Genomic DNA, 17,158 nt, shown 5'->3' on the forward strand with positions numbered 1-17,158 from the left:
AAACCGGGCGCATGACCTTGTGCCACCCGCTGCCCGACTGATAATCAATACGAACCGACGGCGTGCGGTGCGACATGGGCGTCTTCCTCGCGGCGCCGGCGCACGGCCGCTGGTCAACCAGGGACAACGACGTCTCGCCCTAGCCTTGTCCCTCGTGCTGTCTATTACCGTCACCATTTCCTCTGAGGGCCTGTCCGCGAAAGTCGCAGCGACACAACTGAAACTGGATGCAGCAGGCAACCGCATGCAGCTGATGGAAATCGGTAAGGGGCTTTTTCTTATGACGGTCGGCCACGACGCAGGATCATGTGAGGGACAGCCTCAGCCGCCCCTCAAGCCGTGATTCCGTACGACCGCAACTTGCGGTACAGGCTGCTCCGCGACATACCGAGGTGTGCCGCGGCGGCGACCCGGTTCCCGCCCTTGTCCCGCAGCGCCACGATGATCGCGTCGCGTTCGGCGGCCTCGATGCGCGTGAGGTTCTTGTGGGACCGGGTCTGGCAGTAGCTCGGCAGATCCTGGTCCTGGATCTCCCCCACCGGCCGCGCCCGGAGCGCATGGATCAGCGCCTCGCGCAGCTGCGCGACATTGCGCGGCCACGTGTACCGGGCGACGGTTCGCATGGCTGCGGGCGAGAGCCGGACTCGCCGCCCCGGAACCATCTCCTCCAGAACCCGGTTGACGATGAACGTCAGATCCTCGGTGCGACACCGAAGCGGTGGAACGGTCACGGCGACCTCGAAGTGCCCGAGCAGCGCGTGGAACGGCAGATCCGAGTCGAGACTTGAGTCCGACACCGTCGCGGCGAACGTGACGGGAGCGGTCGTCGAACCGAGGACGGTGAAGAGTTCGTCGATGCGTTCGACCCCCTCGGTGCTCGCCTGGTCGAGGTTGCGGACGATGCACAGGGTCTGCTCACGGGTACTGCCCAGCAGGGCGTCGATGTCGCTCTCCGCACCGGACCGCAGTTGGGCCGCGTCGACGCTGACGCTGCGCCCGCCGGGGTGGTCGGCGTGGAACAGCTCGGCGACGAGGGTGAACTTGCCCGTACCGGTCTCGCCGAGGACGATCGTCGGCTCGTTCGCGGCGAGGGCGTCACGCAGTTCCGCACAGGCGCGGATCCACGCCGGGGACGAGCCGGACGCGATCGGCACATGAGGTCGGCGCAGGTCACCGACCAGATCCCTGGTCCCTGCGCCCGCCAGGGCCACTCGCGGGAGTACGCGATCGTCGAAGCCGGTGTCGGCGACTGCACTCTCCGCACGGCCCACCCGTTCGGTGACGACCTCCGCGACGACGACGATACCGGCCGTCTCGGAACCCGAGACGATACGGGTCCCACGAATCTGGACGATCCGGCCGGACTCAAGGTGCATCGTCTCGCTCACGCGGTCGCGGCGTGCCATGAGGAAGGTCGCGTGCTGCCTCACGGCCAGTTGCTCGACCGGATCGAACAGGGCCTGCGCCGCGGCGTTGGCCATGAACACCGAGTCCGCGAAGGCGAAGACCGCCTGCCGGGTCGAGCGGGCGTCGGCCCTCACATACGTCTCGAAGAGTGCCTGTTGGGCCTGGTTCCGGTCGAGGAGGAGGTTGCGCCCGATGTCCTTGGCCGCGGACTTGACGAGGGTGTGTACGAGCGGGCTCCACGCCTCGGCCAGGGTGGAGATGTCGAGGATGCCCTCGACGCGTCCGGTCAGCGGGTCGATGATCGGCGCGCCGGTGCAGGCGAAGGCATGCAACTGCTCCGTGAAATGTTCAGGCCCGACGACGGACACGGCCTGTCCCGACTCCAGAACGGTCCCTACGCCGTTGGTGCCCATCTGCCCTTCGGCATAGTTGAAGCCCGGGGCGAAGGCGACCCGGTCGAGCAGCCGTCCCACCGCCTGGGAGGCGTCGCGGCGCTGGACCACACGGGCCTGGTTGTCGGTGACGGCGATGACGAGCGGCAGATCGGCGGTGTCGTCGCCGAGTTGGTCGAGGACGGGTTCTGCGCACCGCATGAGGCGGGAACTCGTGTCGATGTCGTCGCTGAAGTCGGTGAGCGGGCGGGTGATGTCGACACCGGCCTGCTGACTGCGGACCCATGAAGCGGCGAGGACGTCGGGCACGCCGGCGGCGCCCTGCCGTCCGTATTCCAGGAAGTCGGCCCGAGCCGCCGCCATGCGCAGCAGCCTGCTGTGTCCGTGGGGCATACGGCCTCCTCATCGCGGCCAGCGACGCGTGCGGCCCTCACGCGTGCGGCCCTCATGATGCCTGGCGAGGTGGCGGGATCCAACGGGTGTGCATGTCCCAACTTGGGACGGCCGGGCGGCGTGAGACGGCATCACGGTGGACCTCACCGTCGAGGGCGACGGCCAGGCCAGGGCATCCAGGTCCCTTCCGCGCAACGGCCGATCGCTCCCACGGATCCGTTGCGCCCCAAGGAGTGGCATGGACACCCTGATCAACATCGACAACGGTGGGACCCTCACCGACATATGCGTCTGGGACGGCACCGGTTTCACCTTCACCAAGACGCTCACCACGCCCCACGACCTCTCCGAGTGCCTCTTCACCGGCGTGGAAAAGGCCTCGGCGGCCCTCTACGGCACGCCCGACATCGAACGGCTGCTCCACGCAACCCAGCACATCCGCTATTCGACCACTCAGGGGACGAACGCGCTCGTCGAGCGTCGCGGCCCGGTGATCGGCATCCTCACGACCCTGCCCGACCTCGCGCCGGCGATGCGGACGACAGACCCCGAGCGGGAACTCTTCGATGCTCTGGTCGGCGACCGCGTCGGCACGATCGACATGGACGCCGACGACGAGACGATCGACTTCGAGGTCGTCCAGAAGGTCAACCGGCTGACGACGCTCGGCGCCGCCCGCGTCGTGGTCGCCGGCGACGATCCGGAGCAGGAGCGCCGGCTGCGGGCCGTCCTCCTACGCAAGTTCCCCCGCCATCTGCTCGGGTCCATCCCGCTGATCTACAGCTGGGACCTCGCCGGCGACCGTAACGCTCCCCGCCGGGTCTGGTCGTGTGTCATCAACTCCTTCCTCCATCCGACGATGGAGCGATTCCTGTACGGCGCCGAGCGGCGTCTGAAGTCCTACAAGGTCCTCAACCCGCTCCTCGTCTACCGGAACGACGGCGCGTCCTCACGGGTCGCGAAGTCGGTCGCGCTCAAGACGTACTCTTCCGGCCCCCGCGGCGGCCTGGAGGGTACGGCGGCCCTGGCCCGCACCTACGGGTTCGGGCACGCCCTCATGGTGGACATCGGCGGCACGACGACCGACGTCGGCGTCGTCGTCGGTCACCGGGTCTCGGTGGACGAGCGGGGCACGATCAAGGGCGTCCCGATCTCCTACCCGATGAGCAACGTTCACTCCAAGGGCGTCGGCGGGTCCTCCGTCATCGCCGTCGAGGACGGACGTATCACGGTCGGACCGACGTCCGTCGGGGCGGCGCCCGGGCCGGCGTGCTTCGGTTTCGGCGGCAGACAGGCCACGATCACCGACGTCAACCTGCTGCTGGGCGTCCTCGACCCGGACACCTATCTCGACGGCACGTTCAGGCTCGACCCGGAGCGCTCGCGGACCGTCATCGCCGAGACCGTCGCGGACCCGCTCGGGATCAGCCTTGAGGAGGCGCTGGTCCGAATGGAGGAGGCGTACTTCGAGGCGCTGTCCTCGGCTTTCGCCCACCTCGTGGAGGAGAACACGACCCTCGCCGCCTTCGGCGGTGCCGGACCGATGAGTGCGGCCGGTGCCGCCCGGCCCGCCGGAGTGCGGCGGGTCCTGATCCCGCGCACCGCGGCGGTCTTCTCCGCGCTCGGCATCTCCTTCTCCGACATCGGAAAGACCTACGAGGCCGGTGTGCCCGAGCCCACCACCGCGGCCACGAGGACGACGTACGACGAACTTCTCGTCCGGGCCGGACGCGACATGTTCCAGGAGGGCTATGCGCTCACCGGCTGCGCGACCTCGTGGCAGGTGAGCGTCGAGGAGGACGACGGGACGCCGGTGTCGCGCGCCCCGTACCGGCCGGGCGACCCGGCCGATCACCCGGAACGGCGCGTCTCCCTCCAGCTCACCATCACCGCGCCGCTGCCCCACCCCGAACTGCCCGCGGACCAGGAGGTCGCGACGCGGCCGGCGCCGTCCACCGGGACCCGCTCGGTCCGGTCGGCCGTCGACCGCGTCGACGAGGTGCCGGTGCATGTCCTCACCGACCTCGGCCCGGGGGACACCGGCGCCGGTCCGGCGATCGTCGAGGGCCCCTTCTTCACCGCCCGGGTCCTGCCCGGCTGGACCTTCCGGGTCACCTCGGCCGGCGATCTCCTCCTCCACGACACCCTCTGACCGTTTCGTCCCCGAACGCCTGAAGGAGGCCTCCCATGCGAGTCCCCATGACCGAGTACCTCGTCATCGACCTCGACACGGAGCGATGGGTCTGCCGGGTCTGCGACCAGGACATGGGCAGCGCGCACGGCACCTACAAGGAGGGCACCCTCGTCCACGACCGGGACCCCCGCGAGATCCACCAGCCGATCATCGACCCCGAGCGGTACGAGTTCACGTTCTCCCCGGACCCGGACTACTGCCGAATCCTTGAGTACTACTGCCCCGGCTGCGGCACCCAGATCGAGGCCGAATACCTTCCGCCCGGCCACCCGCCGACGGTCGACATGCTCATCGACGTCGCGGCGCTCCGCAGGCAGTGGGAGGAGCGCGGCGTGGATCCGGAGGAGGTCCACGTCTACGGGCCCGGTGAGGACGCCCAGAAGTACACCGCCGCCCTCAAGGCGATCGGCCACGTCCGCTGACCTGCCCACTCGCGACGACACACCCGGAGTACCCATGAGACGCATCTCCGTCGACATCGGCGGCACGTTCACCGACTGCTTCTTCGTCTGGGACGACCAGTACGTCGAGGCGAAGGCGCTGACCACCCATCACAACCTCGCCCTCGGCTTCAACGAGGCCCTCGACCTGGCGTGCAAGCGGGCCGGACTCGACCGGGGCACCGTCCTGAAGAAGGTCGACTCGGTCCGCTACGCGACCACCCTGGGCACCAACGCGCTCATCGAGCGCAAGGGCCCGCAGGTCGCCGCGATCGTCACCCACGGGTTCGAGGACACCATCCCGCTGTCCCGGGGCCGTGGTTACGGCGAGGGCCTCGACTACTCGATGCAGCAGAACCTCCCCGCGGCCGAGCGGCCGGAGCCCGTCGTGCCCCGCCGGATGATCCGTTCGGTCAAGGAACGCATCAACTCGGCCGGCAGGATCGTCGCCCACCTCGACCCCGACGACGTCCGCGCGGTCGTCCGCGAACTCGTCGACGCCGGCGCGGAGGCCATCGTGGTCTCCCTCGTCAACGCGACCGAGAACCCCGTTCACGAACTCGCGATCCAGGAGATCATCCTCAACGAGTTCCCCGCCCACGAGCTGGGAGCCATCCCCGTCCTCCTCGGCCACCAGGTCTCCGGCCGCAAGGGCGAGTACGTCCGGGCGACGTCGACGATCATCGACGGCTTCCTCCACGAGATCATGTTCCACGCGCTCTCGCAGCTGTCGAACAACCTGCGCGACTCCGGCTACGACAAGCCGATGCTCGTCATCCACAACTCCGGTGGCATGGCCCAGATGAACTCCACCGACGCGCTCCAGACGATCCACTCCGGCCCGATCGCCGGCGTCGGAGCCGCCGAGCACCTCTCGAACGAGACCGGGCTCGGGCACGTCATCTCGACCGACATGGGCGGCACGTCGTTCGACATCGGGCTCGTGCCCGAGGGCGGCGTCAAGCACTACGACTTCCTGCCGACGATCGACCGCTGGCTCGTCTCGGTACCGATGGTCCACCTCGACACGCTCGGCGCCGGGGGTGGTTCGATCGCCTCCTACGACCGCATCCACGACTCGATCAGGATCGGCCCGGAGTCGGCGGGCTCGAACCCGGGTCCGGCGTGCTACGACCGCGGTGGTCTGCGTCCGACCGTGACCGACGCCGACCTGCTCCTCGGCTATCTCGACCCGGACAACTACGCCAACGGCTACATCAAGCTCAACCCGAAGCGCTCCCGGTTCGCCGTCGAGGAGACCCTCTGCGACCTGCTCGGCATGGACGTCCTCGACATCGCGCGGGCGATCAAGGACGGCGTGGACGAGCAGATGGCGATCGGCATCGGCAAGGAACTGCGGGTCCGCGGCTATCTGCCGGAGGACTTCACGATGCTCGCCTACGGGGGCAACGGCCCGCTGCACGCATGCGGTATCGCGCGGCACGCGGGGATCAGGCGGGTGCTGGCACCGCCGTTCTCCTCGGTGTTCTCCGCCTGCGGGGCGGGGAACATGAAGCAGCTCCACTTCCACGAGCGGGGCGTCCACGTCACGATGTACAACCCGACGACGCGTCAGCTCTACGACGGCTACGACGAGTTCAACACCGTCGTCGAGGAGCTGGAGGAGCGCGGCCGGGAGGATCTGGTCCGGCAGGGCTTCGCCGCCGAGGACGTGAAGTACCGGCTCGAACTGGACATGCGCTACGGCAACCAGCTGCTCACCCAGGCGGTGGCGCTTGAGGACATCACCCGCATGAACGGCGTCGGCGACGTCCTCACCATGATCAAGATCTTCGGCGACGTCTACAGCCATCGCTTCGGTGCGTCGAGCGCAGCCCCGGAGGCCGGTATCCGGTGCAACACCGTGCGGGTGGCCTCCTACGTCGACGGAGACGTCGTCGGCTTCGAGTATCTGCAGGCCGGCGGAGACCGGACGGTGCCGGTGGAGGTCGCCCGCCGGGACGTGGTGTTCATCGGCCACGACATCCCGCTCGACACACCTGTCTACGACGAGGGCGCGCTCACCCACGAGCACGTCGTCCATGGCCCGGCGATCGTCACCACGGAGAACACGACCTATCTCGTAGAGCCCGGCTGGCGGCTCGAACCGACGCGGCAGGGCGCGGTCTGGTTCCTCCAGGACTGACCCCGACCCGTCCACGCGCAGCAGAAGGAGCCACTGACATGACCACCATCGACGACAGGCCGACCCCGGCCCGCATCCCCCAGGGGGCTCTCACGCCCCAGGAGCAGGAGTGGGTCGACAAGTTCATGGACGAGACGACCCTCTTCCTCGGCCCCGACCCGGAGATCATGCGCGACCACAGCATCGCGCGGAGGACCACACACGAGGAGCGGGCCATCGCGGCCGGCGTCGACCGCCTCCAGGTCGAGCGCATCCGCAAGCGCATCGCCGGCGCGCTCGACGAGGGCTACGAGATGTGTGAGGCCCAGGGAGCGGCGCCCGGCGCGAAGTGGGGCGACCTGACGACCGCCATCTACACCGCGGCCGGGGACGTCTCCTACCTCTCCTGCCACGGCGTCATCGCGTTCAGCGCCATCCTGCACCACCCGATCCGGTACATCATGAAGTACTGGAAGGACGAGCCGACCGTCCAGATCCACGAGGGCGACGGGTTCATCCACAACGACGCGCGGTTCGGGAACATCCACAACACCGACCAGTCGATGATCATGCCGGTCATCAGGGACGGCGAGATCATCGCCTGGGTCGCCGCGACGATCCACGAGGGAGAGAACGGCGCCTGCGAACCGGGCGGCATGCCGTCCGGTTCGGAGACACCCTTCGACGACGGGCTGCGGATGAGCCCGTTCAAGATCGTCGAGCGGGGGCGGCTCCGCCGCGACCTGCTGACCTTCCTCCAGCACTCGGTGCGTGACCCCAAGCTCCAGCTCGCCGACCTCAAGGTGAAGATCACCGCGGTGCGCAAGATCATGGAACGGGTCGACACGATCATCGACGAGGTCGGGGTGGACGCCTTCGTCGGGGCCCTGCGCACCACGGTCGAGGACGTCGACGCGGAGGTACGCCGCCGGATCAGCGAACTGCCCGACGGCACCTACCGGTTCGACCAGTTCATGGACTCGACCCTGAAGGAGAACATCCTCATCAAGTTCGCCTGCAAGGTCACCGTCAAGGGCGACAGCATGACGGTCGACCTGCGCGGCACCGGCCCGGAGATCCTCAACCGCGCCATCAACAGCCCGCTCTGCTCGGTCAAGTCGATGTTCATGCAGGCGATCCTCGCGTTCTGGTGGCCCGACCTGCCGCGCTGCACCTCGGCCATGAGCTGCATCGAGATCATCTCCGACGAGGGCACCTGGGCCGACGCCTCCTACGACGCGCCGATGGGGCAGTCGCTCCAGGCCTCGTTCCGCGGGTTCTCGGCGATGCAGGCGCTCTACAGCCGGATGTCCTTCTCCACCCCGAAGAAGTACAGCAACGTCGTCGCGAACTGGTTCAACCAGATCAACACGTTCCTGTGGGGCGGGATCACCCAGCACGGCGACATGGTCGGCAACCTCTGCGCGGACCTCAACGGAATGCCGGGCGGCGCCAAGCCCTTCCGTGACGGCGAGGACGCGGTGTCGCCCCTCTTCTGCGCGATGGCCGACACGGCCGAGCAGGAGGTCATGGAGGAGGAAGTCCCCTTCATGCAGCTCGTGTCCAAGCGGCTCGTGCGCGACAACATGGGCTTCGGGAAGTTCACCGGCGGGATGGGCTACGAGATGATCGTCGCCGCCGAGGGCACCCCGCAGTGGGGCTTCATGACGGTGACGTCGGGCGCGAAGTTCTCCTCCGTCTACGGCATGTACGGCGGTTACGGCTGCGGCACCTACCCCCTCGCCATGGTCAAGGGGACCAACGTCTACGAGCACATCCGCCGGGACAGCAAGAAGTTCGACCTGTCGATCGAGAAGGTCATGAACGAGCGTCCCTTCGAGGACGGCCGCTACTCGACGTACCACATGGGCCTGCAGTTCGACATCGCCAAGGACGGCGAACTCTACATGATCAGCCAGGGCGCCGGCGGTGGCTACGGCGACCCGCTGGAGCGGCTGCCCGAGTCGGTGGTCCAGGACGCCGAACTCGGCCGGATCAGCCGGCAGGTCGCGGAGGAGATCTTCGGGGTGCGCTACGACCCGGAGACGTTCCGCCTCGACGTCGACGGCACGAAGGCGGCGCGCACCGCGGCCCGCAGGGCCCGGCTGGAGCGCGGCAAGCCGTACGCCGAGTTCTGCGCCGAGTTCGTCAAGCCCGAACCTCCGAAGGACCTTGCCTACTACGGCTCCTGGGGCTCGGACACCGACGACATCACGGCGACCGTCTTCACCATCGACGGCCCGCAGCGGGTGACCGCGCCGCTGAAGGAACTGCCGATCGTCATGGTCCCGGACCGCCGCGAGGTCAAGATCGCCCGACTTGAGGAACGGGTCCGCGAGCTGGAGGAGAAGCACGGCGAAGAGGTGCGCCGCAAGTCCTGACCCGTCCCGAACCCCGCACGCTTCGTATCGCACAAGGAGACAGCCATGAAGGCTCTCGTCTATCACGGCGCCGGCCGGAAGTCCTGGGACACCGTCCAGGACCCGGCGATCGAGGCGCCGACCGATGTGATCGTCAAGATCGACGCCACCACCATCTGCGGCAGTGACCTGCATATCCTCAAGGGCGACGTGCCCTCGGTCGCCGAGGGCCGGGTCCTCGGGCACGAGGGCGTCGGCACGGTCGTGGCGACCGGGAGCGCCGTCACCACCCTGACCGAGGGGGACCAGGTGATCATCGCCTGCATCAAGAACTGCGGGCGGTGTGCCTACTGCCGGCGCGGACTGCACTCCCACTGTGCCGGTGCCGAAGGGGCGCCGGGCATGGGGTGGATCTTCGGACACCTCGTCCACGGCACCCAGGCCGAGTTCGTCCGCGTGCCGTACGCGGAGACGTCGCTGCACAAACTGCCCGAGGGGGTCACCCCCGCGCAGGGAGTGATGCTCTCGGACATCCTCCCCACCGGCTTCGAGATGGGCGTTCGCTACGGACGGGTCAAGCCGGGCGACACCGTGGCGGTCATCGGCGCCGGGCCGGTGGGCCTTGCGGTGTCGGCCACGGCGGGGCTCCAGGGCGCCGCCCGGATCATCGCGATCGACATCGACGACCACCGCGCCCGCCAGGCACTCTCCTTCGGCGCCACCCACGCCGTGAACTCCGCGGGCGACAACTGGCGGGACGAGGTCCTCGCGCTCACCGACGGGGACGGGGTGGACGTCGCGGTGGAGGCGGTCGGGATCCCGCAGACGTTCACCATGGCGCTCGACCTCGTCCGTCCGGGCGGGAACGTCGCCAACGTCGGAGTCCACGGCCGACCGGTGGAGCTGGCGCTCCAGGACCTGTGGATCAAGAACATCGCGATCTCCATGGGCCTGGTGAACACCGACACCCTGCCGATGCTGCTCCGGCTGGTGCGCGACGGGCAGCTCCCCGTGGACCGGTTCGCCAGCCACCACTTCCCGCTCGACCGGATCCTCGACGCGTACGACACGTTCGCGGACGCGGCGAAGACGAACGCCCTCAAGGTCGTCCTGGACGGCTGAGCCGGTCGCACCCGCCCGGTGGGGAGCCGCACCCCGGCTCCCCGCCCCCTCTTCCGTGCCGCACCTCGACCCCGGGAACACCCATGGCCATGGACTTCGCCACCCTCCTCTCCGCCCCGCCCTCCGGCCGCCGGACCGCGCTGGTCGTCGACCACCAGCAGTACGCGCGGGCAGTCGTCCTGCAGGGCCGTCCCGTCCCGTGGACCGACCCGGTCGCCTTCGCCCAGTACACCGGGCAGGTCCAGGGCCTGCTCCGACCCGACACCACCCTGCTGGATCTGGGTGCCTACTACGACGACGCCCTCGCCCGCCAGGACCTGTTGCGGGCCGGCCTGTCCGCCCGGCCGCGGACCGGGTACGCCCTGCGGACGCTGCTGGCCCACGAACCCACCGCCGTCGCCGCCGCCGAGTTGGCCGAGGTCGTGGCGCGGGCCTCGACCGCGCCGCTCGTGGTGCAGATCCCCTCCCCGATGCTGTGGCTGGCGCGGACCCACGAGCTGAGCGGTGCCGGTCCGGTCACGGACCTGACCGCCGATCACGCCGAGACCGCCGCGATGTACATCGCGGACTGGTTGCGGCGGCTCGCGGCGCCGCCGGTCGCGATGCTGCTGCTCGACGAACGCGACCCGCGCTCCGGCCGGTTGCCGCAGGTCGACGACGACGTCGACGCACCGCTCGGCAACGTGACCGACCACTTCCGCTGGGCGCTGGGCCGCCGGACCGCGCAGGGCGTGCAGATCGGCGGGTCCGGGCTGAGCGGACCGCGGATCCCGCAGGAGTTCTGGCACGGTGACGGCGTGGCACTGCCGTCCGGTGACTTCCTCCTCGCCGACATCCCCGCCGACGCCGCGCCGGAGACCGTCCTCACCCAGCTCGCCAAGCTCAACTGACCAGGAAGGAACCAACGGTGGACAAAGTGGTCGCCACCGCGGCCGAGGCCGTGGCCGGCATCCGGGACGGGGCGTCGATCGCCTCGGGCGGCTTCGGGATCTGCGGCATCCCCGCCGTGCTCATCGACGCGGTCGTCAGGGCCGGCGTGGAGCGGCTGGAGATCTTCTCCAACAACTGCGGAACCGACGGCGTGGGCCTCGGCAAGCTGCTCGACCGCGGCCGGATCCGCAGGATCGTCGCCTCCTACGTCGGCGAGAACAAGGAGTTCGCCCGGCAGTACCTCGGCGGCGAACTGGAGGTGGAACTCACCCCGCAGGGCACCCTCGCCGAGCGGCTGCGCGCGGCCGGCGTCGGCATCCCCGCGTTCTACACCAGGACCGGCACCGGCACGGCGGTCGCCGCCGGCGGCCTGCCCTGGCGTTACGCTCCCGACGGCGGGGTGGCGGTCGCCTCGCCGCCCAAACCGACCGCCGAGTTCGGCGGCACGTCCTTCGTCCTGGAGCGGGCCCTGCCGGCGGACTTCGCACTGGTACGCGCATGGAAGGGCGACCGGCACGGCAACCTGGTGTTCCGCAAGGCCGCCCGCAACTTCAACCCCGTCTGCGCCATGGCCGGCCGGATCTCCGTCGCCGAGGTCGAACACCTCGTCGAGCCCGGCGACATCGACCCGGACGCGGTCCACCTCCCCGGCGTCTACATCGACCGCGTCCTGCCGTTGACGCCCGACCAGGTCGCGGTCAAGGGCATCGAACGGCTGACCGTCAGGCCCCGCCGGGGCGCGGAACGAGGAGTGTGACCATGGCACTGACCAGAGACCAGATGGCCGCCCGTGCCGCACGGGAACTGCGGGACGGCGACTACGTCAACCTGGGCATCGGACTGCCGACGCTGGTACCCAACCACGTGGACGCCTCCGTGGAGCTGGTACTGCAATCCGAGAACGGCATTCTCGGCACCGGCCCGTACCCGTACGACGGGGACGAGGACCCCGATCTGATCAACGCCGGGAAGGAGACCGTCACCGTACGCCCCGGTGCCAGCTTCTTCGACTCCGGCGCCAGCTTCGGGATGATCCGCTCGGGCAGGATCGACACGGCGGTTCTGGGGGCGATGCAGGTGTCGGCCCGGGGCGACATCGCCAACTGGATGATCCCGGGGAAGATGATCAAGGGGATGGGCGGTGCGATGGACCTGGTCCACGGCGCGCGCAGGGTGATCGTCCTGATGGAGCACGTGGCCAGGGACGGCACCTTCAAGATCGTCGACGACTGTTCGCTGCCGCTGACCGGCGAACGCGTGGTCCACCGGATCATCACCGACCTCGCCGTACTGGACGTCACCGACCGCGGACTGTGTCTGGTCGAGTGTGCGCCCGGGGTCACCGAGGCCGAGGTCCGCGCGGCCACCGAACCCGAGCTGATCACCGTCTGATGAGGGCGAGAATGTCCGGCTCACCGGTGCCTGCGGGTCCAGGCCTCCGGGACGTCTGGCTGCTGCGGTCGTGCAGGTCGTACCCGCCGTCGACGACCTTCGCGTCGGCGGCGGGTGCCATGCACTTCGTGAGGAGCGGCTCGCCCTTCTCGGTGGCTCCGGAGAGCCCGATACGGGCCTGGCCCTTCTCCGGAACGAAGAAGCTCACACCCATGCGGGTGTGCGGGTCCAGCATGGTGAGCCAGGGGTGGCCGGGGCTGGTGCGGACCAGGCGGCCGGTGACGGTGGCGGTGGGACCGCCGGTGGTGAGGCAGTCGACCTTGAACTCGCCCCAGTAGAGCGTGCCGTCCTGGGCGTGCGAGATGCGGAACGTGCCCCAGGAGCGCTGCGGGACACTGCCCACGGAGTACACCGAGCGTGCGTCGACGGACACCCGTACCTCCTGGTCCGCGACCGGGTAGTCCATGCGCGCGTCGCCCTTGAGCGAGGAGACGGCGGCGCTCTCCCGCGCGGGCGGCGGGGACGAGGCGGGCGCCGCCGCGGCGACGGGCGCGGCGACGGCCACCACGACGGTGAGAAGGGCGGTGGCGCGCAGGGTCCTGTTCAGCATGTGCGGCTCCGATCGGAGGACATCGGGATACCCACTGATCGTCGTCAACACAGGTGCCCACAGGCATCGTTCGCAGGTAGGTCCCATCCCCGTCGCGCGGCGGAGAGGTAGGTCCACCGGAGCGCCGACAACTCCTGTCGGAATGCGCAGGCCGTACCGGCAAGGGAACGTTCGGGGCCACTGGATGAACGGTCAACGAAGATCAGTCACTTAGGGTTACAAAATGCGAGGGAACTGACCTAGCCTCCCGTCATGTCTGACATCTCCCGCCGCAAGGTTCTCGGCACCCTCGCCGGTGGAACCGCACTCTCTTTCCTGCCTCCGTCGCTGCACCAGGCGATGGCCGCGCCCATGCCACGCGGTGGCATGCGTGCGATCGAGCATGTGATCATCCTGATGCAGGAGAACCGTTCCTTCGACAACTACTTCGGAACCCTCAAGGGTGTGCGCGGCTTCGGCGACCGCACCCCGCTGCGTCTGCCCACCGGAGGGAGCGTCTTCGAGCAGCCGCGGGCCGGCGGCGCCGAGGTTCTGCCGTTCTCGGCCCGGCAGGCGGCGGTCGACGCGGGCCGCCCCGAAAGCGACATCCAGTACCTGGGTTCGCTCGCGCACGGATTCTCCGACGCCACGCAGGCCCGGGGGAACGGCTGGTGGGACAACTGGATCGCCGCCAAGAGCCAGAGCACCATGGCCTTCTACGACCGGCACGACATTCCCTTGCAGTACGAACTGGCCGACCGCTTCACCATCTGCGACGCGTACTTCTGCTCCGTCTACGGCTCGACCAACCCCAACCGCAACTATCTGTGGACCGGCACGACCGGTTACGAGCCGGGCGGTGTCAACCGGGCCGTCACCAACGCCGCGTACTCCTACACGCATCAGGGGTACGACTGGACGACGTACCCGGAGCGTCTGGAGGCCGCCGGCGTCTCCTGGCAGATCTATCAGGAATGGGACAACTTCACCGACAACGCGGTGGAGTACTTCCGGCCCTGGAAGGAGATCGGCCGGAAGATCCTGGCCAAGGTCAGCGGTCAGTACTCCACTACCGAGCAGTTCTACGACAGCCTGTGGGGCAAGAGCGCGGATCAGCGCAAGGCCGCGCTGGCCGAGTTCCAGCGGGGCGTCGATGCCCTGACCAAGGACGAGAGACGGCTGTTCCTGCGGGGTGCCTACCGCTCCGAGCCGGACACCCTCGTCAAGCGGCTCACCTCGGACATCAAGAAGGGCACCCTGCCTCAGGTCAGTTGGATCGTTCCGACGGCGGCACTGTCCGAGCACCCCAGCAGCTCCACCCCCGTCGGCAGCGCCAACCTCGTCTACGACCTCCTCGACGCCATCGCCGGCGACCCGAAGACCTGGTCGAAGACGGCACTGTTCATCAACTTCGACGAGAACGACGGCTACTTCGACCACGTACCGGCACCGGTCGCGCCGAAGCCGGCCACCGGCAACAGCGACGACTGGTTCAACGGCAGCCCGGTCGGTCCCGGCCCGCGCGTACCGATGACGATCGTGTCGCCCTGGACGGTCGGCGGTTTCGTCAGCTCGGAGGCGTTCGACCACACCTCGATCATCCGGTTCCTGGAGAAGTGGACCGGCGTCCGCGAGCCCAACATCAGCGCCTGGCGCCGCAGCGTCTTCGGCGACCTGACCTCCGCCTTCGACTTCGACCGCACCCATCGGCAGCCCGAGGTGGAGCAGCCCGGCCGGGTGCCGGCGCCGGTCGGACGGTGGACCCCCGTACCGCCCAAGGACCAGGCGCTCCCGGAGCAGGAGGCCGGCACCCGCCGCACGCGCCGCTCCCCGTACCGGCTGTCCCTGCGCGCGGACGTCTCCCGCTCCGCCGTACGCCTCAGGCTCGGCAACGAGGGCGGCACCGGCGCCACGTTCACCGCCTACCCCGGCGACGGCACCGCTCCGCGCGCCTGGACCGTGCCCGCCGGCAAGAGCGCCACCGAAACGCTGGAGTACGACGCCGACGGCTACGACGTGCAGATCCACGGTCCCGGATGGTCGGTGTGGGAGCTGCGCGGAACCGGTGTGGGAGCCGAGGCCCGGCTCGTCGAGCACCCCGCCCCCGGCCGGGTGAAAGTGGTGTGCTCCAACCCCTCCCCCACCAGCCGTACGCTCCTCGTCGGTGAGTCGGTCTACTCCCGCAAGCACGGTGACCACGTGCACACCGTCACCCTCAGGCCCGGCCAGTCCCGCACGGTGCAGCTCCGCGTCCCGGACCACGGCTGGTACGACGTGGTGGTCGTCGACCGTGACGACCCGTCCTTCCTGCGGCGCGCGACCGGTCGCCTGGCCGACGGCAAGCCCGGCGTGACCGACCCGGCGACCGGCAAGTCCCCGGCGCTGGCCGCGACGATCGGCCTGCCGGCGGCGCTGCCGTCCCTCGGTACGCCTTTCGCGCAGGGCAACCCGGCCGATGTCGTGGTCACCGTGCGGAACCAGGGCGCCCACCGGCTCGACGCGCTCTCCGTCGCCCTGCTCGCCCCGTCCGGCTGGACGGTCCAGCGGACCGGTGGGGCGCCGACCACGCTCCGGACCGGCGACTCGGCCGATGTGCGCTTCGTGGTCACGCCCGCCGGCAACGCCACCGCCGGGCGGCTGGTCGTCGCCGCGCACGCCGACGACGACGGTCTGCTCAGACTCGCTGACGCGCGCGTGCAGACCAAGGTCGCCCCGGCCATGAGCGTCGCACTGACCGGTCCGGCCAGTTCCCCCGGGACCGACGGCACCGTGCTCTCACCGGGCAAGCCGGTCACCGTGACGGCCGCCGTGACGAACGCCGGCAGCACACCGCTCACCGGCCTGACCGCCGTGCTGTCCCTCCCCGAGGGCTGGACCGCCACCGCCAAGGGCGGCGCGCCCACGTCCGTTCCGGCCCGCTCCTCCGCGTCCGTGGCCTGGGACGTCGTCGCGCCCGCCGCCGCGGCACGCGTCTCCGTCAGCCTCAAGGCAACCGTCACGGCGAAGCTGAGCGGCAGCGACGCGGAAGCGTCCGCGTCCCTGTCCGCCAAGACCGGGCCCGTCATGACCGGCTACCTCCTCGCGGAGGACTTCGAGTCCGTCGCCCCTGCGCTCACCGCGGCGGCCGACCTCAGCCGCCCCGGGCTGCTCGGCTGGACCCGGACCACCCCCGAGGGCTGGACGATCACCAATGCACCGGCCATGCCGCAGGGCACGCGAGAGCTGCAGGGCTGGACCTTCCTGTCCAAGCAGTTCTGGTTCCCCGCCGGACAGGACCGCCCCAACTTCAACCGCGCTCTCGGCGTGGTGGCCGTCGCCGATCCCGACGACTGGGACGACACCGGCAGCCCGTCAGGCCGGGGCCGGTTCGACTCGGCCCTGACCACCCCGGCAGTGGCCATCCCCTCGGGCACATCCGCCCTCCACCTGGGCTTCGACTCCCATTACCGGCAGGAGAGCCCGCAGGAGGCCGAGGTCACCGTCGTGTTCGACACCGGCGAACCGGTCCGGCTGCTCCACTACAGCAGCGCGACGTCCGGGAACACCAACCTGGGCCAGGACCAGCAGAACCGGCTCGTCCGGCTCTCCTGTCCCGTCCCCGCCGGGGCGACGTCGGCGAAGGTCAGCTTCCGGATCTTCAACGCGGGCAACAACTGGTTCTGGGCGATCGACAACGTCCGTCTGGGCGCCGACCCGATCGCCGACGCCTGACCGGGCGTCGGCGGACCGGCTCCGGTGGGGCGGCGGGTCAGTGGCCCGCCGCCCCGCCGTCGGCGCCTGCCGAGTCCGTCAATGGGCCATTCTAGCGCGCCAG

Annotated in this window: 12 protein-coding genes; 10 read left to right on the top strand and 2 right to left on the bottom strand. The window is 69.5% G+C overall.

The window, feature by feature from the left end; all coding sequences use genetic code 11:
• Window positions 1–154: 154 nt before the first annotated feature.
• Complete coding sequence (locus ACFYTE_RS18925) at window positions 155–343, top strand: hypothetical protein (RefSeq protein ID WP_388711239.1); 189 nt, start codon at window positions 155–157, stop codon at window positions 341–343.
• Here ACFYTE_RS18925 and ACFYTE_RS18930 read toward each other — a convergent pair.
• The gene (locus ACFYTE_RS18930; RefSeq protein WP_388711242.1) at window positions 333–2,192 is read right to left on the bottom strand and encodes a sigma-54-dependent Fis family transcriptional regulator; all 1,860 of its coding nucleotides are present in this window, start codon (window positions 2,190–2,192) and stop codon (window positions 333–335) included. The two genes, ACFYTE_RS18925 and ACFYTE_RS18930, sit on opposite strands and share 11 nt — an antisense overlap.
• A gap of 238 nt (window positions 2,193–2,430) precedes the next feature.
• On the opposite strand from ACFYTE_RS18930, the gene ACFYTE_RS18935 reads away from it, so the two are divergent.
• The 8 genes from ACFYTE_RS18935 (at window position 2,431) to ACFYTE_RS18970 (ending at window position 12,755) form a co-directional block, all read left to right on the top strand.
• Window positions 2,431–4,344 carry a hydantoinase/oxoprolinase family protein gene (locus ACFYTE_RS18935; protein ID WP_388711245.1) on the top strand — a complete coding sequence of 638 codons (1,914 nt, stop codon included), beginning with the start codon at window positions 2,431–2,433 and terminating at the stop codon, window positions 4,342–4,344.
• Between the two features lie 35 nt (window positions 4,345–4,379).
• Window positions 4,380–4,808 carry an acetone carboxylase subunit gamma gene (locus tag ACFYTE_RS18940; protein ID WP_388711247.1) on the top strand — a complete coding sequence of 143 codons (429 nt, stop codon included), beginning with the start codon at window positions 4,380–4,382 and terminating at the stop codon, window positions 4,806–4,808.
• A 34-nt stretch (window positions 4,809–4,842) separates the two neighbouring features.
• On the top strand, window positions 4,843–6,972 hold the full coding sequence (locus ACFYTE_RS18945) for a hydantoinase/oxoprolinase family protein (RefSeq protein WP_388711249.1): 2,130 nt from the start codon (window positions 4,843–4,845) through the stop codon (window positions 6,970–6,972).
• Between the two features lie 38 nt (window positions 6,973–7,010).
• Entirely contained in the window at window positions 7,011–9,332 is a 2,322-nt protein-coding gene (locus tag ACFYTE_RS18950; RefSeq protein ID WP_388711252.1) for a hydantoinase B/oxoprolinase family protein, read from the top strand.
• A 45-nt stretch (window positions 9,333–9,377) separates the two neighbouring features.
• Window positions 9,378–10,433 carry a zinc-dependent alcohol dehydrogenase family protein gene (locus ACFYTE_RS18955; RefSeq protein WP_388711256.1) on the top strand — a complete coding sequence of 352 codons (1,056 nt, stop codon included), beginning with the start codon at window positions 9,378–9,380 and terminating at the stop codon, window positions 10,431–10,433.
• An 83-nt stretch (window positions 10,434–10,516) separates the two neighbouring features.
• Entirely contained in the window at window positions 10,517–11,323 is an 807-nt protein-coding gene (locus ACFYTE_RS18960) for a hypothetical protein (protein ID WP_388711259.1), read from the top strand.
• Between the two features lie 17 nt (window positions 11,324–11,340).
• Window positions 11,341–12,120 (top strand): CoA transferase subunit A, encoded by a 780-nt coding sequence (locus ACFYTE_RS18965; RefSeq protein WP_388711262.1) that lies wholly within the window; start codon window positions 11,341–11,343, stop codon window positions 12,118–12,120.
• 2 nt (window positions 12,121–12,122) lie between these two features.
• Window positions 12,123–12,755: a CoA transferase subunit B gene (locus ACFYTE_RS18970; RefSeq protein WP_388711265.1), complete on the top strand. Its 633-nt coding sequence runs from the start codon at window positions 12,123–12,125 to the stop codon at window positions 12,753–12,755.
• On the opposite strand, the gene ACFYTE_RS18975 is transcribed toward ACFYTE_RS18970, so the two are convergent.
• Window positions 12,745–13,365, bottom strand: coding sequence for a hypothetical protein (locus ACFYTE_RS18975; RefSeq protein ID WP_388711268.1), 621 nt, complete (start codon window positions 13,363–13,365; stop codon window positions 12,745–12,747). The two genes, ACFYTE_RS18970 and ACFYTE_RS18975, sit on opposite strands and share 11 nt — an antisense overlap.
• A 252-nt stretch (window positions 13,366–13,617) precedes the next feature.
• Here ACFYTE_RS18975 and ACFYTE_RS18980 point away from each other — a divergent pair, with 252 nt between their 5' ends.
• Window positions 13,618–17,055 carry a phosphocholine-specific phospholipase C gene (locus ACFYTE_RS18980; RefSeq protein ID WP_388711271.1) on the top strand — a complete coding sequence of 1,146 codons (3,438 nt, stop codon included), beginning with the start codon at window positions 13,618–13,620 and terminating at the stop codon, window positions 17,053–17,055.
• Window positions 17,056–17,158 lie beyond the last annotated feature (103 nt).

Origin of the sequence: Streptomyces sp. NPDC004629, from assembly GCF_042873595.1 — a bacterium.
In the GTDB taxonomy this organism is placed as follows: Bacteria; Actinomycetota; Actinomycetes; order Streptomycetales; family Streptomycetaceae; genus Streptomyces.